Here is a 21506-nt window from a genome sequence, read left to right on the forward strand (position 1 = left end):
GGGTGGGCAAAGGCGCGAAGTGCCGTGCCCACCATCACTTGCGGAGAATTCCATGGTGGGCACGCTTCGCTTTGCCCACCCTACGAATGGCGTCGCGTTACACCCGTTCGATGATCGTCGCGGTGCCCATGCCGCCGCCGATGCACAGCGTCACCAGCGCGGTCGCCTTGTTGGTGCGCTCGAGCTCGTCGAGCACGGTGCCGAGGATCATGGCGCCGGTGGCCCCCAACGGATGGCCGAGCGCGATCGCGCCGCCATTGACGTTGATCTTCGCATTGTCGATGTCGAACGCCTGGATGTAGCGCAGCACGACCGAAGCAAAGGCCTCGTTGAGCTCGAACAGGTCGATGTCCGATTTCTTCATGCCGGAACGCTCGAACAGCTTTTCGGTGACGTCGACCGGGCCGGTCAGCATCATCGCGGGCTCCGAGCCGATATTGGCAAAGGCCCGGATTTTGGCGCGCGGCTTCAGGCCATGCTTGGCGCCCGCTTCCTTGCTGCCGAGCAGCACCGCGCCGGCGCCATCGACGATGCCGGAGGAATTGCCGGCATGGTGCACGTAATTGATCTTCTCGACTTCGGGGTGCGACTGGATCGCGACCGCATCGAAACCACCCATCTGGCCGACCACGGTGAACGACGGCTGCAGCTGCGCCAACGACTGCATCGTCGTTGTGGGCCGCATGTGCTCATCCTTGGCGAGGATGGTGAGGCCGTTGACGTCCTTGACCGGCACCACCGACTTGTTGAAGCGGCCCTCGTCCCAGGCCTTTGCCGCGCGCTGCTGGCTCTGCACGGCATAGGCATCGACGTCATCGCGCGAGAAGCCATACTTGGTCGCGATCAGATCAGCCGACACGCCCTGCGGCATGAAATAGGCCGGCACCGCCATCGAGGGGTCCATCGGCCAGGCGCCACCGGAGGCGCCGATGCCGACGCGGCTCATCGATTCCGCGCCGCCGCCGATCACGAGTTCATGCTGGCCGGCCATGATCTGGGCGGCGGCAAAATTCACGGCATCGAGGCCGGAGGCACAGAATCGGCTGATCTGCACGCCGGGAACAGCCTCGCCGAGACCCGCCTTGAGCGCGGCGAAGCGCGCCATGTCGGATCCGGCTTCGCCGACCGGATCGACCACGCCGAGCACGACGTCGTCGACGACGTCCTCACCGAGATTGTTGCGCTCCTTCAGCGCCTGCAGCGGCACGGTGGCAAGCGCCAGCGCGGTGACTTCATGGAGCGCGCCATCGGCCTTGCCGCGGCCGCGCGGGGTACGAACGTGATCGTAGATATATGCCTCAGGCATGACGCCCTCCTGGTATGAGGATCATAATATTATAGGCGAAGGAGCAGAGAAACGGCGGAAAATCTCAGAAGGCTTCCGCCGCCAATTCCATGGTGGTGGCGCAGCCGGTCTGGATGCGCGCGAGATGGACATGGGTTTCCGGCAACATCCGCTCCATGAAGAAGCGGCCGGTCACCAGCTTGGTGCTCAGATAGGGCGTGGCGCCGCTGGCGGCAATCTTGTCCTGCGCCACCTTCGCCATCCGTGCCCACATGTAGCCGAAGGCGACGAGGCCGAACAATTGCATGTAGTCGGTGGCGGCGGCGCCCGCATTGTCGGGCTTGGCCATCGCGTTCTGCATCAGCCAGCCGGTGGCCTGCTGCAAATGACCGAGCGCGGTCGAGAGCGGCGTGACGAACGGCTTCATCGCCTCGTCGGCGCCGTGCTCCTTGGCGAAGCCTGCGACTTCGGCAAAGAACGCCATCGCGGCGCGACCGCCATTGCGCGGCAATTTGCGACCGACGAGGTCGAGCGCCTGGATGCCATTGGCGCCTTCATAGAGCATGGCGATGCGCGCATCGCGCACGAACTGCTCCATGCCGTGCTCGGCGATATAGCCATGGCCGCCATACATCTGCTGCGCCAGCACGGTGTTGGCGAATCCGACGTCGGTCATCATGCCCTTCATGACCGGCGTCATCAGGCCCATATGGTCGTCGGCGGCATCGCGGTCCTTCGGATCGGAAGAGCGGTGCGCAACGTCGCTCTTCAGCGCGGTCCACACCACCATGGCGCGCGCCGCCTCGTTGAAGGCGCGGATGGTGAGCAGCACGCGGCGCACGTCCGGATGCACGATGATCGGGTCGGCCGGCTTGTCCGCCTCCTTTGCGCCGGTCAGCGCGCGGCCCTGCAGGCGCTCGCGGGCGTAGTTGACGGCGTTCTGATAGGCGACTTCGGACTGCGCCAGCCCCTGCACGGCGACGCCGAGGCGGGCCTCGTTCATCATCACGAACATGCCCTGCATGCCCTTGTTCTCTTCGCCGATCAGCCAGCCGGTGGCATTGTCGTAGTTCATCACGCAGGTGGAATTGCCGTGAATGCCCATCTTGTGCTCGATCGAGCCGCAGGACACGCCGTTGCGTGCGCCGAGCGAACCGTCGGCATTGACGAGGACCTTCGGCACCACGAACAACGAGACGCCCTTGATGCCGGCGGGCGCGCCTTCGATACGCGCCAGCACCAGATGGATGATGTTTTCGGCAAGGTCGTGCTCGCCGGCCGAGATGAAGATCTTGGTACCTGTGATCTTGTAGCTGCCGTCGGGCTGCTTCACCGCGCGGGTGCGCAACAGGCCGAGATCGGTGCCGCATTGCGGCTCGGTGAGGTTCATGGTGCCGGTCCACTGACCCGCCACCATCTTTGGCACATAGGTCTTCTTCTGTTCGGCGTCGCCGTGCACCAAGAGCGCCGCGGTCGCGCCCATGGTGAGACCGCCATACATCGAGAACGCCATGTTGGCGGCGCTCTGGAATTCGGTGACCACCTGGCTCAGCGTCACCGGCAGTCCCTGCCCGCCATATTCCGCCGGCGCCGACAGGCCGAGCCAGCCGCCTTCGGCGACCTGCTTGAAGGCTTCCTTGAAGCCCTTCGGCGTCGTCACCGAGGCATCGTCATGCCGCTTGCAGCCCTCGAGATCGCCGACACGGTTGAGCGGCTGCAGCACCTCTTCGGAAAGTTTTGCGGCCTCGCCGATGATGGCCTCACGCACATCGGCGGAGGCGTCGGTGAATCCGGGCAGATTGTCGTAACGATCGATCTGGAACACGTCGTTGAGCAGGAAGGTGACGTCTTCCACGGGGGCTTTGTAGCTCGGCATGGTGTTCTCCCGGCAGCGGCAAAGAGTGGCGAAGGCGTTTGAAAATGAAATTCGTCGGTGGCGGTCCGGAACCCGACCTTATCGCGTTCCGGTAGTCCCAGGGAGTGAGCAGGCCGGCAATTCTCCGGGCAACCGTTGCGACATAAACGGCGCCGCACATGGTCGCGGCCTTGCTCCCTCGCCTCTTGTCACTGCCTGGCGAGTTGCTCCCCCATCAAGCGGTGCAGCAGATTGATTCCCTTCAGCGGACGTACCATCACCTTGAAGTGCGTGATCTTACCGTCATCGCTGAAGGTGATGATGTCGACGCCGTTGATCTTGATGCCCTCGATCTCGTTTTCGAATTCGAGCACCGCGCCGTTCGCGCTGCACCATTCGCCTGTGTATTTGAAGCCGGGGCCGCCCAGCACCTTTTCGGCGCTCGCCAGATATTTGAAGGTGATGTCGCGCCCGCGCTGCGGCGTGTGGACGACGGGGCTTTCGAAGACAGCATCCGGATGCAAGAGATCCCACAACGCCGCCGTGTCGTGGGACTTCATGTAGCCGTACCACTTGTCGAGGCCGCTCATGGTCATCATGTCTCCTGCTGCGGGCGATGACGGGCTGGCACCGGGGAATGAACCTCTCCGGAGCTTATGCGCGTTGACGCATATGCAACTTTATGCATAATGTCAAATCACGATTGAAAGCCGGAGGCTAGCGTCTTGGCGCTGGGTGACGCGATCCTTGCCTGCCTAACCGAACGTCCAATGACGGGCTATGAGCTCGCCAAGACATTCGACAACTCCATTGGATTCTTCTGGAAGGCCGATCACCAGCAAATTTATCGGGAGCTCACCAAGCTTCGCGACCGCGGCCATATCCAAGGCCGCGAGGTGGTGCAATCAGGCAAGCCCAACAAGCTGGTCTATACGCTGACGGCGGAGGGTCGGGCCGCACTGCGGCACTGGGCCGCGCGGCCAAGCGTTCCGGCCTCGATCAAGGACGACCTGCTGGTTCGGCTCTATGCGCTCGACAGCGTCGACGTCGAACCGTTGCGGACCGACCTGATGGCGCGGCTGGAGCATCACCGCGACCGGTTCGCCCGCTACGAACGCCTGCTCAACAAACGATTCCCTGATGGCACGTCGCCGCCGGCCGATGTGGGCAAATTGCTCGGCCTTCGCATCGGCCTCGCCCATGAGCGCGCCGTGGCGGAATGGTGCGAAGAGGCGATCGACGCGCTGTCGGCGCTCGCCTCCGGCGCGGAGCGGGCCAACGTCGTGCCCATCGAGGAAAACCAGCGCGAAAAAGGCGGCTAGCACTACTGAGTCAAGCGGTCGCAGTCCTTGAGGCCGTGAATCAAGTATTTGATGGGATTCGATCTTTGGCACGCGGGAGGGCCCGGATGGATCTTGATCAAAGCGAAGCACGGTTCGCGTCTTACATTGCGGGACTTGGAAGCGTGATCGGTCACGCGGAGCGGACGCGGCCGCTGCGCGACTATTGTACGGGACTGATGTTGCCCGGTGACCGCAAGAGCGTTGAGCCGATGGCAGCGCGGACGGCTCCGGCGAGGACAGCGGCACAGCACCAGTCGCTGCTGCACTTTGTCGCCAACGCCGATTGGTCGGACGAGACCGTGCTGGCCAAGGTACGCGAGATGGTGCTGCCGGCGATCGAGAAGAGTGGACCGATCGAGGCGTGGATCATCGACGACACCTCGTTCCCTAAGCAGGGCAAGCATTCGGTCGGCGTGCACCACCAATATTGCGGTCAGCTCGGCAAGCAGGCCAACTGCCAGGTGGCGGTGTCGCTGTCGATCGCCAATCATGCCGCCAGCCTGCCGGTGGCCTATCGCTTGTACTTGCCGGAAGCCTGGTCAAAGGATCGTGCACGGCGGAAGAAGGCAGGCGTTCCCAAGCAACTCAAGTTCAGGACCAAGCTACAGATCGCGTTGGAGCAAATCGGCTGGGCCTGCGAAAGCGGCCTGCCACGCGGCGTTGCGTTGATGGATGCAGCATACGGCAGGGACGCGCGGCTGCGCGCAGGCATGACGGAACTTGGCGTGCCTTACGTGGTCGGCATCGTGCCGACCATCCTGATGTGGGCCCCTGGCAGCGCCCCACGGCGGATGGACAAGCCGATGAACAACACCGGCCGTCGTGACGAGCCCGCACTGATCTCGGCCCAAAAAGTGGCGCTCGGTCTACCGAAGCGGGCGTGGCGCACGGTGACGTGGCGCGAAGGCTCGGCCGAGCAATTGTCCTCGCGCTTCGCGCGTGTACCTGTCCGCGTCAGCTACAACAAGCTGATCCCCGAGACGCTATCACCTGAGTGGCTGTTGATCGAATGGCCGGAGGGCGAGGCAGAGCCGACCAAATACTGGCTCTCCACGCTGCCGGAGGACGTCAGCTTCACGCAACTCGTCGATCTGGCCAAGCTGCGCGCATCGAGCGCGACTACCAGGAACTCAAGCAGGAGGTCGGGCTCGGCCACTACGAAGGGCGCGGCTGGCGTGGCTTCCACCATCACGCAACGCTGTGCATCGCAGCCTACGGCTTCCTTCTCGCCGAGCAGGCGATGATTCCCCCCTCAGGACCTCGTTCCACCGCGCCAGTCGAAGTCCCTCCGTTACCCGACAATTATCGACCCAGAGGCTCCGCCCGCGCGGCCTGAACGCCATGTCCCGAACTCGATCGCAACTATGCGCGTGCGATTGACCCGCGCACTTATAAAAAACTTGCTGAGATGTCCGTGCTGTGGCGGCCACGCAGCATCGATAAGTCGCGGACCCCTATGACGCAGTAAGACTAGGGCCGGCCGATCGGCCGGCCGGTAACTTTTGAGGCCGTCCGTCCCATTCCTTAACCCGTTATTTACCGTGACGGGAAAAAGTCAGTTCCGACACAGTCAACCTGCGCGAAAATGCGATTGGGACGCGCGGGGAGGCTGATGGCGCTGGTGGGGGCGTCGTAGCGGAACCGGACCAAAGCATGAATTCGCGCGTATCGTGGAGTGTTGACGGCATCGATCCTTCCGTCCGCGAAAGGGCCGAAGCGGCAGCGCGCCGCGCCGGCATGACACTGAACGACTGGCTTAATTCGACCGTCGGCGATCTGGCTCCGCCCAGTTTCGGCGCGGCTTCCGATCAGCGGCAGGCGATGCCCGGCCGGCCGCTCCCCGATGTTGCCGACATTCACCAGCGGCTGGATTCCATCACCAAGCAGATCGAGCAGATTTCGCGGCCCGCGCCACGCGGCGAAGCCACCCGTGGCGAGCCGACGGTTGCCCGCCAGCTCAACGACGCCATTTCGCGCCTCGACGCGCGGCTGTCGCAGATTTCGAATCCCGCACCCGCCCGCCAGGTCCAGATGCAGGAAAAGCAGCGCCAGACCGATCTGGTCGAGCGTGCGGCAGCCCAGGTCTATCGCCCTGCGCCGCCGCTCAGCCCGGCCTCGATGGATTTTGCGATCGCCGAAATCGCCGCGCGCCAGAACGAGCTCGACGGCCCGCCCCAGCGCCCGGCGCCGCCGCGTAACGGCCCAGCCGCTTCCGCGCAGCCCCATGTTGCGCAGCCGGCGATGCAGGCCGCGCCTGCGGGACCGGACTTTTCTTCGCTCGAACGGCACCTGCTGAAGATCACCAGCCAGATCGAGGCGCTGCAGCGTCCCGATCATATAGAACAGTCGATTGCGGCGTTCCGCAGCGAACTCGCCGAAATCCGCCAGGCCATCACCGAGGCGGTGCCGCGCCGGGAGATCGAATCGCTCGAGAACGAAATCCGCTCGCTGTCCCGCCGCATCGACGACAACCGGCAGAACGGCACCGACGGCCAAACGCTGGCCGGCATCGAGCGCGCGCTCGGCGAAATCCGCGAAGTGCTGCGCTCGCTGACGCCGGCCGAGCAGCTCACCGGCTACGACGAGGCGATCCATAATCTCGGCGCCAAGCTCGATCTGATCCTGCGCTCGAACGACGATCCGTCGACGGTGCAGCAGCTCGAAAGCGCCATCGCGGCCCTGCGCGGCATCGTCTCCAACGTCGCCTCCAACGACGCGCTGGCGCGCCTCGCGGACGACGTGCACACGCTGTCGGCCAAGGTCGATCAGCTCTCCCGCTTTGACAGCAACAGCGATGCGTGGGGTGCTCTCGAGCAGCGCCTGACTGCGCTGACCTCGACGCTGGAAGGCAGGCAGCCGCCGGCCGCGAGCGAGCATTCCGAATTTCTCGAAAACGCCGTGCGTTCGCTGTCCGAACGCCTCGACCGCATTCCCGTCGGCAACGACAATGCCTCGGCATTCGCCCATCTCGAACAGCGCGTCTCGTATCTCCTGGAGCGTCTGGAAGCCTCCAACGATCGTTCCGCCGCGCCCGCCATCGATCTCGGACGGGTCGAGGAAGGGCTGCACGACATTCTGCGCTCGCTCGAACGCCAGCACGCCAGCCTGGTCGCGCTTGCCGACTCCAACCGCAATTCCGGCGGTGCATCGCAGCCGACGGACACCGGCATCGTCGATCTGGTCAAGCGCGAACTGTCCGACATTCGTTTCAGCCAGTCCGAAACCGACCGCCGCACGCAGGACTCGCTGGAGACCGTTCACAACACGCTCGGCCATGTGGTCGACCGCCTGTCGATGATCGAAGGCGATCTTCGCGGGGCTCGCGCGACACCGGCTGCGTCCGCCCCTCCGCCCGCAGCGGCCGAAATCCGCGAGGAGGCGCTGCCTCGCCCGACCACGCCGCTGATGACCTATGCGCAGCAAACAAAGCCGGAATTGCCGAATCCGGCTGCGCTGCAAGCACATCCTCAAGAGCATTTTGACGCCGCGCCGCGGGACTTCCACGCCGCGCAGCCCGTCGCGCCGGCCGCTCCGCCGGTGCCGCCGCGCGCGATCAGCGAAATCCTCGAGCCGCACGCCGCCGCCCCGCGCACGGCGATCGCACCGGAATTGCCGCCGGATCATCCGCTCGAGCCCGGCACGCGGCCGCCGCCGCGCGCGGCTTCGCCGTCGGAACGGATCGCCGCGTCCGAAAATGCGATCAGCGAGATCCAATCCGGGCCGAAGGAGCCGGTCAGTTCGTCGAGCTTCATTGCCGCCGCGCGCCGCGCCGCGCAGGCCGCCGCCGCCGCGCCCCCGCCGGAGAAACCCGGACGCGCGGCTGCGAAGGCCGCAGCGAAGGACAAGACCGGCGAGAAGGCCAAGGCCGACGACAAGAACGCCTCGAACATTTCCTCCAGGATCCGCTCGCTGCTGGTCGGCGCGAGCGTGGTCGTGATCGTGCTCGGCACCTTCAAGATGGCGATGACGCTGCTCGATACCGGCAGTGTGCTGCAACTGCCGATGATGGAGCAGTCCAGCGAGCCGGCGCCGCCAGCCCAGGCCCCGGCACCTTCGGAAACCAGCGTCCGGCCCGCACCCGTCATGCCCGCGGCACCCGCGCCCTCAATGATTTCGCCGACGCCGGTCGAGAAGCAGTCGAACAATTCTTCCGCACCCAACACGCTGGATGCGGCACGGATCTCGGCCCCGCCTCAGGCGATCACGCCTCCGTTGGCATCCAGCGACGTTACCGGCGCGATCCAGGCGATGCCGGCAACCGGCGGCAAGCTTGCGATGGCCGTGGTGCCGCCGACCGAGCGGCTGCCCGAGGCGATCGGCGGCCCGGCGCTGCGCGCTGCCGCGCTGAAGGGCGACCCGGCCGCGGCCTACGAGATCGGCGTGCGCTTTGCCGAGGGCAAGGGCGTCGCTCCAAATCTCGACGAGGCCGCCAAATGGTACGACCGCGCGGCGCAGGCCGGCGTGGTACCCGCCCTCTTCCGGCTCGGCACCTTCTACGAGAAGGGCCTGAGCGTGAAAAAGGACGTCGATATCGCGCGGCGTTATTACCTGCAGGCGGCCGAACGCGGCAGCGCCAAGGCGATGCATAACCTGGCCGTGCTCGACGCCGACGGCGGCGGCAAGGGCGCCAATTACAAGAGCGCGTCGATCTGGTTCCGAAAGGCCGCCGATCGCGGCGTCGCCGACAGCCAGTTCAACCTCGGCATCCTCTATGCCCGCGGCATCGGCGTCGAACAGAACCTCGCCGAATCCTTCAAATGGTTCAGCCTCGCGGCCGCCCAGGGCGATGCGGATGCCGGCCGCAAGCGCGACGATGTCGCCAAGCGACTCGATGCCCAGTCGCTGGCAGCGGCCAAACTCGCGATCCAGACCTTCACTGTGGAGCCGCAGCCCGAAGACGCCGTCAACGTGGCCTCCCCCGCCGGCGGCTGGGATTCGGCACCGGCCAGCACGGGCAAGCCCGCCGCCAAGCCGGCGCCGGCCAAGCGCACCGCCGCCGTTAATTAAATTTAATTCCTGGTCGCGACGCCGCGCTGCTGTCGCTGCCACATCCTCGACCATAAATTCGTACAATGGACCGCGGCCGGCCCGATCCCAAACGGGACGGCTTGCAGAGAGGATCGATTGTCAACCGAGGATAGCCAGGACGGAGAAAACCGTTTCCGCAGGTCGCCGACAGGCCCTGCGGTCGTGCCACCGCGCATCCCGCCTCGTCAGCTCCCGCCGCCACCCGTTCAGGCGCCGCGCCGCAATTGGCACCTCTGGTCGATCGCCCTCTTCCTCCTGCTGGTTTCCGGCGTCTGCATTCGCGCCTACCGGGACCTGTCGCAACCGGATGCCTGGCATTACTGGAAGGACCAGTACGTCTCGCCAAGCCTGACATCCCAGGTGATCGACACGCTCTATCTCAACGGCTCGAGCCGGGGACGCCGCGCGCTGTTCGTCAGCGGCACGATCGGCCCCGCTGCCGCGAGCTGGTTTCGCACCAGGCTGGACCAGGCCAATCTCGCACCTGGCGACATCGTGCTGCTGGCCTCTCCCGGAGGCGATCTGAGCCAGGCCGTGATCATGGGCGAGATCATCCGGTCGCGGTCGCTGGCGACCGCGGTCGGCAGCACGGATGCTTCCGGCCGCATCAAGCCCGGTTATTGCGCCAGCGCCTGCGTGCTCGCCTATGCCGGGGGCAAGACCCGCTACGGCGTGTTGGGCTCGGCATTGGGTGTTCATCGCTTTGTCACAACCAGGCCCGTGGACGACCCCGTCGCGGAGGCCCAGCGGATATCGGGCGCCGTTCTGGGCTACATGACCAAAATGGGGGTCTCGTCCTCCATCGTGGAAGCGATGTCCGAGACACGGGATATTCGCTGGCTCAGCCCCAAGCAGGCCCTGGCGATGAACCTCGTCACCGAGCAGCTCGCAAAGCCCTGAGCCGCTCAATTCCCTGAGCCGGTCACCCGCCTCGGAATAAGCTCGTGCGTTCCCGCACGGGCACATCAGGCAAAAATTTGCCTTCCCGGGCATTTTTCATCCCTCACGCAACCGAATTCAGTTATGCAAAGATGCGGGAACCGGCCCTGCGCACGCTAAGGTGCATGCGCGAACCGGCTCCCACTGCCGGCAAACACAAGACAAACCATGTCGTGAAGCGGCCTCCCGGCCGTCCTTTGCGGCAAAGCTACTAAAAGCAGGCGCGCGTGCAGCTCTACCTCCCGATCGCCGATATTCCCGTCAATGTCTTCCTTATCCTGGCGATGGGCGCCGCGGTCGGGTTCGTCTCCGGCATGTTCGGGATCGGCGGCGGTTTCCTGATGACGCCGCTTCTGATCTTCGTCGGCATCGCGCCCGCGGTCGCGGTCGCCTCCGTCGCCAGCCACATCGCGGCTTCCTCGTTCTCCGGCGCGCTCTCCTATTGGCGACGGCGCGCCATCGATCCAGTGCTGGCGGCGGTGCTATTGACCGGCGGCAGTATCGGCACGGCGCTCGGCGTCGGGACCTTCACGCTGCTGCGCTCGCTGGGTCAGCTCGATCTGATGATCGCGATGTCCTACGTGATCCTGCTGACCACCGTCGGCGGCCTGATGTTCTGGGAAGGCCTGCGGGCGCTCTTGCGTGCCCGCCGCGGCGGCCCGGTGACCACGCGCCGGCCGGGCAGCCATGTCTGGATCCATGGCCTGCCGCTGAAGATGCGCTTCAAGCGCTCGAAGATCTATCTGTCCGTCATTCCCGTCGTCGTGATCGGCCTGCTCATCGGCTTCATCGGCGCAGTGATGGGCATCGGCGGCGGCTTCATTCTGGTGCCGCTGTTGATCTACGTGCTGCGGGTGCCGACCTCGACCGTGATCGGCACCTCAATGGTGCTCACCCTCGTCACCATGGTGTTCGCCACCATGCTGCACGCGGTCACCAACCATCTGGTCGATGCGGTGCTGGCGCTGATCCTGATGATCGGCGGCGTCACCGGCGCGCAGTTCGGCGCCCGCGCGGGACAGAAGATCCGCGGCGAGCATTTGCGGCTCCTGCTCGGTCTGCTGGTGCTGGCCGTCGGCGTCCGTTTTGCCGTCGAACTGGTGATCCGGCCCGAGGAGCTCTTCACCATCCGCGAGACGGGGGTGACGGGATGACCAGGCGCCTCATCCTCATGCTCGGATGGCTTGCGCTGGGCGCCGTGCTCGCAGCCTCCCCCGCGCAGGCCGAGCGGCTGATCGTGTCGGTGTCGAACCACCGCGTTACCGTGACGCCGAACTATTCCGGCGAGGAACTGGTGCTGTTCGGCTCGGTGGAGAAGGACGCCAACACGCCGGCCAATCGCAGTTACGATCTGGTGGTGACGGTGGCCGGCCCGCGCGCCGACATGGTGACGCGCCGCAAGGAGCGCCGCTTCGGGATCTGGATCAACACCGACTCCCGGCAATTCCTGCGCGTGCCGACCTACCTGGCGCTGTTCTCCAACCGGCCGTTCGACGCCATCGCCTCGCCCGAAGTGCAGCGGCGGCAGCAGCTCGGGCTCAACAACGTGCTCCTGACCCAGCGGGTCGGCGGCGACTACGCCGACGTCGTGCCCGATGATGTGTTCCGCAGCGCCTTCGTGCGGCTGCGCAAGCAGCACGGCCTCTATCGCGAGGAAACCTCGGCGGTGACGTTCCTGACGCCGACGCTGTTCCGCACCGGGATTCCCCTGCCGGCCGAAGTGCCGATCGGTCTCTATAACGTCGAGATCAAGCTGTTCGCCGACGGTGCGCTGGTGGCCAAGACCGATACCGCGTTCGAAATCGTGAAAGTCGGTTTCGAACAATTCGTCGCCACCACCGCGCGGCAGAACGGGTTTGCTTACGGCCTCGTCACTGCGTTCATGGCGCTGATGACGGGATGGATGGCGTCGATCGTGTTCCGGAAGGATTGAGGTGCGCAGAGCGTAGGGTGGGCAAAGCGAAGCGTGCCCACCATCCTTGCGAGATCCTGGAGAGATGGTGGGCACGGCGCTGTCGCACCTTTGCCCACCCTACGAATTTCCGCCGACAAAAAACCCCACGCCCATCGCCACCACACTCAGCAGCATCGCCACCGTCGACAACCAGCCCAGCCAATAAAGCGGCCCCTCGACGACGAACCTGCCCATCACGTCCCTGCGGCGCGCCATGAACATCAAGAGCACCATCACGGGCACGGCGAGCACGCCGTTGATGACGGCGCTCCAGTACAACGCCGAGATCGGATTGATCGGCGTGAAGTTCAGCACAATGCCGATCCCGGCCGACAACGCCAGCACGGCATAGAAAGCCGCGGCTTCCTTCGGCTTGCGCGCGAGCCCGACCGGCCACCGCCGCCCCTCGCCGACGGCGTAGGCGGTGGCGCCTGCGAGCACCGGGATTGCCAGCAAGCCGGTGCCGATGATACCGAGCGCAAAGATCGCTTCCGCAAACGCACCGGCGATCGGACGCAGCGCTTCGGCCGCCTCCGCCGAGCTCTGGATGTCGGTCTTGCCGGCCGCATGCAGCGTCGCCGCGGCAGTGACGATGATCGACAGCGCGATCAGATTGGAGAAGGCCATGCCGACGATGGTGTCGGCGCGGATGCGGCTGAATTCGCGCCGCGCGCCGTAATGCTTTTCGATCAGGGGCCGCTTGGTCTTGTCGACGCGCTGGTCTTCGGCTTCCTGCGAGGCCTGCCAGAAGAACAGATAGGGCGAGATCGTGGTGCCGAGGATCGCGACGATGGTGGTGAAATAATCAAAACTCCAGCTTATTCGCGGGATCAGGATGCCGGCGAGCGCCTCGCCCCACTCAACCTTGGCAAAGGCGAGCGCTGCGACGTAGGCAAACAGGCTGAGCGTCAGCCATTTCAGCACCGCGACGTAGCGTTTGTAGTCGAGGAAGATCTGCGCCGCGACCGAGGTCACACCGAACAGCAGCACGTAGAAGATGCTGTGGCCGCCGATCAGCAGCTTGGTGGCATCCGCCATGGCACCGAGATCGGCGGCGATGTTGATGGTGTTGGCGATGAACAGCAACGTCACCACCACATGAAGCAGCCATGCCGAATAATGCCGGCACGCATTGCCTGAAATGCCGTGGCCGGTGACGCGGCCGACCCGCGCGGAAATTTCCTGGATCGCCGCCATCAGCGGAAAGGTCAGCAGCATGGTCCAGCCGATGCCGTAGCCGAGCTGGGCGCCGGCCTGGCTGTAAGTGCCGATCCCCGACGGATCGTCGTCGGATGCGCCGGTAATCAGGCCGGGGCCAAGCGCCTTCAGCGCGTCGCGGAAATGAAACGGACGGGCTTGCGTGGCGCTCGCAACCGGCGCGACATGGCCGGAGTTCGTACGTTTGCGATGCTCTAGATTCGATCCGGTACGATGTGCCATGCCGCGCGTTTCCACCGCGGCGACAACAAAGCTGGCGGGGACAAGTTCCTGAGAAGAAACTTGTCCCCTGCTCGGCGGATATGCGGCGAAGTCAGGCGGCGCGTAACGGCTCAATGATCGTCGCAACGCCCGGCTGCAGAATCCGCAAGCGCGATCCAAAGCCCAGCGTGTCGAAGGTGGCGCGCAGATCGACGGCATTCTGGCGGAAGTGTTTCCAACCGTCGGTATGCACGGGCACGATCACTGCATCCGGGAATGCGCGTGCAGTTTCGATGGTGTCGTTGGTGTCCATGGTGAGATGGAACGGACCGCGGGTTTGCGCCGCGCCGGCGAACGGCAACACCACGCCCGCCTTGAAACGCCTCGCCACTTCCGCAACGCCGTCAAACCAGGTGGTGTCGCCGCTGATGTAGATCGGGCGGCTGCCCGGCCTGCTCGATTCCACCACGAAGCCGATGACGTCGCCGGACAGAGGCTCGATACCGGCCGGCCCGTGACGGGCCGGCGTCGCGGTGATGGTCAAGGATTGACCACCTTTCTTCAACTCGGTCGATGCCCAGGGCGCAAAACCTTCCGTCTTGCCGCCGAGCCGCTTGGCGCCCGCCTCCGTCGTCAGCACACGCTTCGCCTGATCGAGAAACTCGCGGCCGGAATGATCGAGATTGTCCGAGTGCTGGTCGTGGCTCAGCAGCACCGCGTCGATCGCGCCGACATCGCGTGCGCTCATCGCGGGTCCGACGAGTTTCTCCAGCCTCACATGCGGCAGTTGATAGTCCTCGCCGGGTTGGTCGAACGTCGGATCGGTGAGGAGACGGAAGCCGTCGATCTCGATCAGCGCGGTGGGACCGCCGATCAGGGTGATGGATAGGCTCATGCCGCACTCCTCTTGTTGTCCGATGTGGTGACCGCAGGCCGCGTCACCAGATAAATGCCGAGCGCGACGGGAACGATGCCGAGCAGGTCGCGAAACTCGACATGCTCGCCGAGCACGAGGAACGCGAACAGCATGCCGAGCGGCGGCATCAGGAAATGGTAGGCGCTCGCGGCCGTCGCGCCACACACTTTCAGGAGATGAAACCAGAGCAGATAGGCGAGGATCGAGCCGCCGAGCACCAGGAAGGCGAACGCACCGAGCAGGCGTGTGCTGGGCACGATGTCGCTGACGCTGGAGAGCGTGAAGGCGAACGGCATCACGGCAAGGCCGCCGGCGATGTTCTGGATGCCGTTGCCGATCCACAACGAGCCCTTCGGCGCCAGCACCTTGAACAGGATGGTGCCGGCGACGATCGAGGCGAGCGAGGCCAGCGTGAACAGGATGCCGTGCCAGTCATCCGTGCCGACGGTCATGCGGTGCCAGACGATGAAGGCGACGCCGGCCATGCCGAGCATGAGACCCGTCACCTTGCGCCAGGTCAGGGCTTCGCCGAGGAACAGCGCAGCCAGCATCGCGATGAAGACGGGATTGGCCGATACGATCAGGCCGCCGAGACCGGCCGACACCGTCTTGAGTCCGGTATAGCCGAGGCCGAGATAGAGCGCGTTGTTGGCGACGCCGAGCACCGCGAATACGGCGGCGTCGCGCCACGACAGATTCCATTCCTCGCGGCGCAGGGCGGATATGCCGAGGATCAGGATGCCGGCCAGCGAGAACCGCGCGGCAAGCAGGATCAGCGGCGGGCAGTCCGTGACGCCGATCTTGCCGGCGACGAAAGCGAAGCTCCAGAGCAGGCAGAACAACGCGATATAAAGTGGGAGCGTGTTGAAGGTCGTGCGGGGAACCGCGACCGAGGGCGCGAGCGACATGGGAAGTCTCCTTGTCCCCATGATCTAGGCCCGCACCTTGATATTTGGAAATTAAATGATAAACTGACATCCAGTGGATTTATAAATGGAGCATGGCCATGCTCGATCTGGAGCTCCTGCGCAGCTTCGTTTCCGTCGTCGATGCCGGCGGCTTTACCCGCGCCGGCGAGCGCGTTCACCGCACGCAATCGACCGTGAGCCAGCAGATCAAGCGGCTGGAAGACGACGTCGGCCAGCCGCTGCTCAACCGCAACGGCAAGGATGTGACGCCGACCGAAGCCGGTGAACGCCTGCTGTCCTATGCGCGGCGGCTGTTGTCGCTCGCGGAAGAAGCGCGCGACGTGGTGGCGCGTCCGGGCAATGAAGGCGCAGTGCGGCTCGGGGTTCCCGAGGATTTTGCCGCCTATCGCCTGACCAAGCTGCTTGCGGCTTTCTCCCGCTCGCATCCCATGCTGCGGCTCGACGTGCGCGCCGACCAGAGCGCCAACCTGAAGCGCGAGCTTGAACGCGGCGAACTCGACCTTGCGCTGTTCAAGCGTCCGGCCGGCGAGAAAGGCGGCATCGCGGCATGGCCGGAGCGCGTGCATTGGGTCACCAGCAAGAGCCACCCGCGCGATACACGCGAGGGCTCCGTGCCGCTGATCGGGTTTCCAACGGGCTGCCTCTATCGCGCAGGCGCCATCCATGCGCTGGAGAGCGCAGGGCGGACCTGGCACATGACCTATACTTCTTCCAACCTCTCCGGCATCCAGGCCGCGATCGCGGCCGGCATGGGCTTGAGCATTTTGTCCGAGATCGCGATCCAGGCCGACCATCGCGTGCTGACCGCGCGAGACGGCTTTGCGCCGATCGACAAGACGGAAGTCGCGCTGGTGGCCGCGCCCAACGCCAGCCCGGCGACGCTGCGGCTGGCGGACCGGCTGGCGGAGTTTTGCGAGACGGTGCAGGCGAAGGCAGCGTAGCGATACGAGGAATCGTAGGGTGGGCAAAGGCGCGAAGCGCAGTGCCCACCATCCATCAACAACGTCGCTCCTGAATGGTGGGCACGCTGCGCTTTGCCCACCCTACGGTCCAAGACCGATCTAGATTCTCAATAACACCGCGACGCCGCGATCGCGTGCAGCCGGTTGTCGCCGAGCACATGCGCCATAAAACCCGGCGTCCCGAAAATTTTTGCGAACGCCGGATCGCGGATGCTGAGGCCGCCGGTATAGGCGCCGAACGCCGGCATCACCGCGCGCTCGCCGTCGCTGGCAAAACAACGCCGCTCCATCGAGCGGCCGCGGGTGGCGACGCGGGCCTTGGGATGCAGATGGCCGGCGATTTCGCCGGCGGCTCCCGTGGGCTCATGGCGGAAGGCAATCGGCCCGATCGCGACCTCGTTCGCCACCGTGCCGCCGAGATCGGACGGCAGCGCCGGATCGTGATTGCCCGAGATCCAGATCCAGTCGCGCCGCGCCTGCATTGCCGAGAGCGCGTCGCGGTCAGACTCAGACAACCGTTCATGCGCCTCGCGATCGTGAAAGCTGTCGCCGAGCGCAATCACCATGCGCGGGTCGTGCCGCGCGATCACGGCGGCGAGCCGGCTCAGTGTCGCGACGGTGTCGTAAGGCGGCAGCAGCACGCCGCGCCTGGCGAAGCTCGAGCCTTTTTCCAGATGCAGGTCGGATACGACGAGGAGGCGCTGCTCCTGCCAGAACAGCGTGCCGGAGAGGTCGGCAACGAACCTGACGTCGGCTACCATGACCTTCGAGGCGCGCATCTCTTGATCGTCTCCCGAAGATTGCGCCCCCGCCGTCACGTGCCTTCCCGTCTATCCCATCGCCTCTTTGACGAGTTCGTCGGCGGCTTCCGCCAGCAACTCGTCGCCCGCTTCGCCATAAACTGACTCGCGGCCGATTTCCAGCATCACCGGCACCGCCAGCGGCGAAACATGTTCGAGTTCCCGATGGGTGATTCGTCCCTGGATGCGGGAGAGCATATCACCCAGACGCTTGAGATCGAGCAGGCCGGCGGCAGCATCAGCGCGCGCGGCACGCAGCAGCACGTGGTCGGCCTGGTGCTTGCGCAGCACGTCGTAGACGAGGTCGGTCGAGAACAGCACCTGGCGGCGGCTCTTTTCTTCGCCGGTGAAGCGCCGCGGAATCAGGCCCGAGATCAGCGCGCAATTGCGGAAGGTGCGTTTCATCAGTGCGGACTCGGCGAGCCACGCCTCGAGGTCGTCGCCGAGCATGTCGGGCGCGAACAGCGCGGCGAAATCGAGCTTGCCGTGACGTACCATGAAGGAGATGTCGCCAAGGCCCCAGATCGCGAGCGCATATTCATTGGCGACGAAGCCGAGCGGCCGGGCGCGGGCGCGCTCCAGCCGGCGCGTCAGCAGCATGCCGAGCGTCTGATGCGCGAGCCGACCCTCGAAGGGATAGCACACCATGTAATGCTTGCCGCCGCGCGGGAAAGTTTCGATCAAGAGCTCGCGCACGGCGGGCACGCGGGAAAAGTGCCGTTGCAGCGACAGCCAGTCGCGCACCTGCTCCGGCAGCGCGTTCCACTGCCGCCGGTCATCAAGCAGTTTCCGGACGCGTTCGGCCAGATAGGTGGATAATGGAAACTTGCCGCCCATGTAGGACGGCACTTTGGCGTCCTTGTCGTTGGCGCGAGAGACGTAGACCTGGTCCTCGACCAGCGCTTCGTAACGCACGATCTCGCCGCCGAAAACGAAGGTGTCGCCGGCGACCAGTCCTTCGATGAAATATTCCTCGATCTCGCCCAGCATCCTGCCGCCGCGGCCGATCATGCCGGTGGAGCCGGCCCCGCTACCGCGGCCGCGCACCAGCCTCACCTTGAGCATGGCCTCTTCGACGATGGTGCCGACGTTGAGACGATAGCTCTGCCGCACCTTTGGGTTGGCGACGCGCCAGCGGCCCTGCTTGTCCTGCTTGATGCGGGCGAAACGCTCATAAGTTTTCAGTGCATAGCCGCCGGTGGCGACGAAATCGACCACGTCGTCGAAATCGTTGCGCGTCAGCGACGCATAGGGTGCCGAGGTCAGCACTTCCTCATAGAGCTCATCGGAAAGAAACGGCTCGCCGCAGGCGCAGCCGAGCACGTGCTGCGCCAGCACGTCGAGCGCGCCGGTCCGCAATGGCGGCGTGTCCTGCGCATTCTCCGCGATGGCATCGATCGCGACGCGGCATTCCAGCACCTCGAAACGGTTGGCCGGGATCAGCACCGCGCGCGAGGGCTCGTCGAGTCGGTGGTTGGCGCGGCCGATCCGCTGCATCAGGCGCGAGGCGCCCTTGGGCGCGCCGACATTGACGACGAGATCGATGTCGCCCCAGTCGATGCCGAGGTCGAGCGAGGAGGTGCAGACCACGCCACGCAGTTTTCCCGCCGCCATCGCATCCTCGACCTTGCGGCGCTGGGCGACGTCGAGCGAGCCGTGATGCAGGGCGATGGCGAGGCCGTCGTCGTTCATGCGCCAGAAATCCTGGAACAGCATTTCGGCCTGGCTGCGAGTGTTGACGAAGATCAGCGTGGTCTTGTTGCGCTTGATCAGCTCGTACATTTCGCCAAGCGCATGGCGCGCGGTGTGGCCGGCCCAGGGCAGGCGCTCCTTTGTGTCGAGCATCTCGACGACGGGCACCGCGGCGCCGCCGGCCACAACGATATCGGCGGACACTTCCCTGCCATCGCGCTGCGGCATCAGAAACCGCGCCAGCGATTCCGGCTCGGCTACCGTCGCCGACAGGCCGATCGCGCGCATCTCCGGCGCCAGCCGCCACAGCCGCGCCAACCCCAGCGACAGCAAATCGCCGCGCTTGGAGGTGACGAGCGCATGCAACTCGTCGAGCACGATGCGCCGGAGCGAGGAGAACAGAAACGGCGCGTCGTCGGAGGACAACAGCAGCGCCAGTTGTTCCGGCGTGGTGAGCAAAATATCCGGCGGATAGCGCCGTTGCCGCTGCCGCCGCGACACCGGCGTGTCGCCGGTGCGGGTCTCGACCTTGATCGGCAGCCCCATCTCCGCGATCGGCGTCTCCAGGTTGCGCGCGATATCGACCGCGAGCGCTTTCAGCGGCGAGATGTAGAGGGTGTGAAGACCGCCGGTGCGCTTCACGCTGCGGCCGGTCGAGATGAGGTTCTTGGTGCCTTCGCCCCGTTGGACGGCTGGATGGGAAAGCTCCACCAGCGTCGGGAGAAAGCCAGCCAGCGTCTTGCCGGCGCCGGTCGGCGCGATCAGCAGCGCCGAGCGGTCCTCCCGTGCTTTCGCAAGCAGCGCCAATTGGTGCTCCCGGGGCGACCAGCCGCGCGCGGCGAACCAGTCGCGAAACTGGCGCGGCAGCAGGTCGGCCGTTTCCGACGGCGTGACGGAGAAGAGATCGAGCGTCGACACGCCCAAGAGGTAAGCGGTTCAGGCGGCCTCGTCGAGGGCTGGAGCCGCAGACCCGTCGTTCCGGGGCGCGCAGCGAACCCGGAACCTCGAGATTCCGGGTTCGATGCTGCGCATCGCCCCGGAATGACCGGCTACTCCGTCACTGGCTTGTCCGAGATATCCCAGTCCTTGCCGTTGAAGATCGAGATGTAGAGCGTCTTCATCGGCGTGTAGTCCTCGGGCGTATAGCTGTAGTTCACGCCGTCGAGGAAATAGGGCGAATGAAAACCCGCCAGCGTCGTGGCATGTTTCAGCACGTTGGCGCGGGTGAGTTCGTCGCCGCAGCGGCGCAGGATTTCCGCCATCGACGCGACCTGGCCATAGCCGGCAAAGGCGATGGTGTTGTCAGGGTCGACATTGGGCAGATACTTTTTGCGTAGCTCCTCGAATGCCATCACGTCCGCGTCCTTCTCGAAGCGCGGCACGCCGACTTCCTTGGCGTATCTGATCGCGACGATGCCGGCGGCGTTCTCGAAACCGGCGGCGCTGAGAATCGAGCGGCCGGTCGATCCCGCCGATAGCAGATGCAGCGGCTTCCAGCCGAGTTCCGCGACTCTGCGGATCGACTGCGACGACGCCTTGCCGGTCGAGATATTGTAGAAAACATCGGCGCCGGATTTCGAGAGACTGATGATCTGCGAATCGATCGTCGGCTCGGTCAGATCGTAGCTCTGCTCTATGATCACCTTGGCGGCGCCGCCGGCATCCGCCAGCACCTTCTTGAAGGGCGCGAGGAAGTCGCGCCCGAAATCGTCGTTCTGATAGAGGATGCCGATCTTTGCGTTCGGCTTCACCCCCACGACATGCTTGGCAAGGATGCGCGCTTCCGTCGGATAAAGCGGCAGGCCCGCCATGGTCCATTTGAAGTTCTTCGGGTCGTTCCATTTCGACGCGCCGGTATTGAGCAGGAGCTGCGGCACGCCCTTCGAGTTGAGATATTTGTGCACGGCGGTCTGCGGCGCGGTGCCGAGCGAGCCATACAGCGCCAGCACTTCCTCCTGCTCGACCAGCCGCCGCGTCGCCTCGACGCATTTCGGCGCGCTGTAGGCGTCGTCCATGGAAAAGAATTTCACCTTGCGTCCGTTGATGCCGCCCTTCTCGTTCAGCATCTGGAAATAAGCCTCGCCGACGCGTCCCAGCACGCCATAGAGCGAGCCGGGACCGGAATGCGGCACGGTCTGCCCGATCTTGATTTCGGTGTCGCTGGCGCCCGGATCGTATTTCTTTTCCGCGGCCCAGACGAAGGGCGCCGGCATGGCGGAAGCGAGGGCGGAGGCAAGCACGGTGGCGCCGAATTCGCGCCGGGTTTGTTTGTTCTTCATTGTTGTTTCTCCCTTATGGGAGCTTGATCCGGCATTCCGGCGCCAGTGGCAATAGCTGACATGTCGCACGCAATGCCGCCATACGCTGTGTGCGTAGCGTCTAGA

General features: G+C 65.0%; 15 protein-coding genes and 1 pseudogene. 7 read left to right on the top strand and 9 right to left on the bottom strand.

Annotation, left to right across the window (positions count from 1 at the left end; all coding sequences use genetic code 11):
• Window positions 1–97: 97 nt before the first annotated feature.
• The 3 genes from LMTR21_RS36755 to LMTR21_RS36765 all read right to left on the bottom strand — a co-directional run bounded on the left by LMTR21_RS36755 (window position 98) and on the right by LMTR21_RS36765 (window position 3736).
• Window positions 98–1306 carry an acetyl-CoA C-acetyltransferase gene (locus LMTR21_RS36755; protein WP_065752939.1) on the bottom strand — a complete coding sequence of 403 codons (1209 nt, stop codon included), beginning with the start codon at window positions 1304–1306 and terminating at the stop codon, window positions 98–100.
• A 64-nt stretch (window positions 1307–1370) separates the two neighbouring features.
• Entirely contained in the window at window positions 1371–3161 is a 1791-nt protein-coding gene (locus LMTR21_RS36760; protein WP_065752938.1) for an acyl-CoA dehydrogenase C-terminal domain-containing protein, read from the bottom strand.
• A 188-nt stretch (window positions 3162–3349) separates the two neighbouring features.
• Complete coding sequence (locus LMTR21_RS36765) at window positions 3350–3736, bottom strand: nuclear transport factor 2 family protein (protein WP_065752937.1); 387 nt, start codon at window positions 3734–3736, stop codon at window positions 3350–3352.
• 129 nt (window positions 3737–3865) lie between these two features.
• On the opposite strand from LMTR21_RS36765, the gene LMTR21_RS36770 reads away from it, so the two are divergent.
• The 6 genes and pseudogenes from LMTR21_RS36770 to LMTR21_RS36795 all read left to right on the top strand — a co-directional run bounded on the left by LMTR21_RS36770 (window position 3866) and on the right by LMTR21_RS36795 (window position 12383).
• The gene (locus LMTR21_RS36770) at window positions 3866–4462 is read left to right on the top strand and encodes a PadR family transcriptional regulator (RefSeq protein ID WP_065752936.1); all 597 of its coding nucleotides are present in this window, start codon (window positions 3866–3868) and stop codon (window positions 4460–4462) included.
• Window positions 4463–4548: 86 nt separating this feature from the next.
• Window positions 4549–5819, top strand: a pseudogene (locus LMTR21_RS36775) (IS701 family transposase).
• Between the two features lie 317 nt (window positions 5820–6136).
• Entirely contained in the window at window positions 6137–9490 is a 3354-nt protein-coding gene (locus LMTR21_RS36780; RefSeq protein WP_148636042.1) for a tetratricopeptide repeat protein, read from the top strand.
• Window positions 9491–9607: 117 nt separating this feature from the next.
• Window positions 9608–10411, top strand: a complete 804-nt coding sequence (locus LMTR21_RS36785; RefSeq protein WP_065755437.1) for a COG3904 family protein — start codon at window positions 9608–9610, stop codon at window positions 10409–10411.
• Window positions 10412–10677: 266 nt separating this feature from the next.
• Window positions 10678–11604, top strand: coding sequence for a sulfite exporter TauE/SafE family protein (locus LMTR21_RS36790; RefSeq protein ID WP_065755438.1), 927 nt, complete (start codon window positions 10678–10680; stop codon window positions 11602–11604).
• Complete coding sequence (locus tag LMTR21_RS36795) at window positions 11601–12383, top strand: TIGR02186 family protein (RefSeq protein WP_065755439.1); 783 nt, start codon at window positions 11601–11603, stop codon at window positions 12381–12383. Before LMTR21_RS36790 ends, LMTR21_RS36795 begins: the two co-directional genes overlap by 4 nt.
• 99 nt (window positions 12384–12482) lie before the next feature.
• Here the strand turns inward: LMTR21_RS36795 and LMTR21_RS36805 are convergent, their stop codons facing one another.
• From LMTR21_RS36805 to LMTR21_RS36815, 3 genes are all read right to left on the bottom strand, one after another.
• On the bottom strand, window positions 12483–13844 hold the full coding sequence (locus LMTR21_RS36805) for an Nramp family divalent metal transporter (RefSeq protein ID WP_065755440.1): 1362 nt from the start codon (window positions 13842–13844) through the stop codon (window positions 12483–12485).
• 91 nt (window positions 13845–13935) lie between these two features.
• Complete coding sequence (locus LMTR21_RS36810; protein WP_065755441.1) at window positions 13936–14718, bottom strand: MBL fold metallo-hydrolase; 783 nt, start codon at window positions 14716–14718, stop codon at window positions 13936–13938.
• Window positions 14715–15647: a DMT family transporter gene (locus LMTR21_RS36815; RefSeq protein WP_065755442.1), complete on the bottom strand. Its 933-nt coding sequence runs from the start codon at window positions 15645–15647 to the stop codon at window positions 14715–14717. The genes LMTR21_RS36810 and LMTR21_RS36815 overlap by 4 nt, the downstream gene beginning before the upstream one ends.
• Window positions 15648–15745: 98 nt before the next feature.
• Between LMTR21_RS36815 and LMTR21_RS36820 the strand changes: the two genes are divergently transcribed.
• A complete protein-coding gene (locus LMTR21_RS36820) occupies window positions 15746–16609 on the top strand; it encodes a LysR family transcriptional regulator (RefSeq protein WP_065755461.1) in 864 nt (287 codons plus the stop codon).
• Window positions 16610–16737: 128 nt separating this feature from the next.
• On the opposite strand, the gene pdeM is transcribed toward LMTR21_RS36820, so the two are convergent.
• The 3 genes from pdeM to LMTR21_RS36835 all read right to left on the bottom strand — a co-directional run bounded on the left by pdeM (window position 16738) and on the right by LMTR21_RS36835 (window position 21401).
• Window positions 16738–17409 carry a ligase-associated DNA damage response endonuclease PdeM gene (gene pdeM, locus LMTR21_RS36825; protein WP_065755443.1) on the bottom strand — a complete coding sequence of 224 codons (672 nt, stop codon included), beginning with the start codon at window positions 17407–17409 and terminating at the stop codon, window positions 16738–16740.
• Between the two features lie 51 nt (window positions 17410–17460).
• The gene (locus tag LMTR21_RS36830; protein ID WP_065755462.1) at window positions 17461–20040 is read right to left on the bottom strand and encodes a ligase-associated DNA damage response DEXH box helicase; all 2580 of its coding nucleotides are present in this window, start codon (window positions 20038–20040) and stop codon (window positions 17461–17463) included.
• Window positions 20041–20171: 131 nt separating this feature from the next.
• Complete coding sequence (locus LMTR21_RS36835) at window positions 20172–21401, bottom strand: ABC transporter substrate-binding protein (RefSeq protein WP_065755444.1); 1230 nt, start codon at window positions 21399–21401, stop codon at window positions 20172–20174.
• Between the last annotated feature and the right edge of the window lie 105 nt (window positions 21402–21506).

This window comes from Bradyrhizobium paxllaeri, from assembly GCF_001693515.2.
Lineage (GTDB): Bacteria > Pseudomonadota > Alphaproteobacteria > Rhizobiales > Xanthobacteraceae > Bradyrhizobium > Bradyrhizobium paxllaeri.

Bases quoted from the DNA above. Each gene is read 5' to 3' on its own strand.
- LMTR21_RS36755 (WP_065752939.1), bottom strand. From the start codon at position 1,306: ATGCCTGAGGCATATATCTACGATCACGTTCGTACCCCGCGCGGCCGC.
- LMTR21_RS36760 (WP_065752938.1), bottom strand. From the start codon at position 3,161: ATGCCGAGCTACAAAGCCCCCGTGGAAGACGTCACCTTCCTGCTCAAC.
- LMTR21_RS36765 (WP_065752937.1), bottom strand. From the start codon at position 3,736: ATGACCATGAGCGGCCTCGACAAGTGGTACGGCTACATGAAGTCCCAC.
- LMTR21_RS36780 (WP_148636042.1), top strand. From the start codon at position 6,137: ATGAATTCGCGCGTATCGTGGAGTGTTGACGGCATCGATCCTTCCGTC.
- LMTR21_RS36795 (WP_065755439.1), top strand. From the start codon at position 11,601: ATGACCAGGCGCCTCATCCTCATGCTCGGATGGCTTGCGCTGGGCGCC.
- LMTR21_RS36805 (WP_065755440.1), bottom strand. From the start codon at position 13,844: ATGGCACATCGTACCGGATCGAATCTAGAGCATCGCAAACGTACGAAC.
- LMTR21_RS36810 (WP_065755441.1), bottom strand. From the start codon at position 14,718: ATGAGCCTATCCATCACCCTGATCGGCGGTCCCACCGCGCTGATCGAG.
- LMTR21_RS36815 (WP_065755442.1), bottom strand. From the start codon at position 15,647: ATGTCGCTCGCGCCCTCGGTCGCGGTTCCCCGCACGACCTTCAACACG.
- LMTR21_RS36820 (WP_065755461.1), top strand. From the start codon at position 15,746: ATGCTCGATCTGGAGCTCCTGCGCAGCTTCGTTTCCGTCGTCGATGCC.
- pdeM (WP_065755443.1), bottom strand. From the start codon at position 17,409: ATGCGCGCCTCGAAGGTCATGGTAGCCGACGTCAGGTTCGTTGCCGAC.
- LMTR21_RS36835 (WP_065755444.1), bottom strand. From the start codon at position 21,401: ATGAAGAACAAACAAACCCGGCGCGAATTCGGCGCCACCGTGCTTGCC.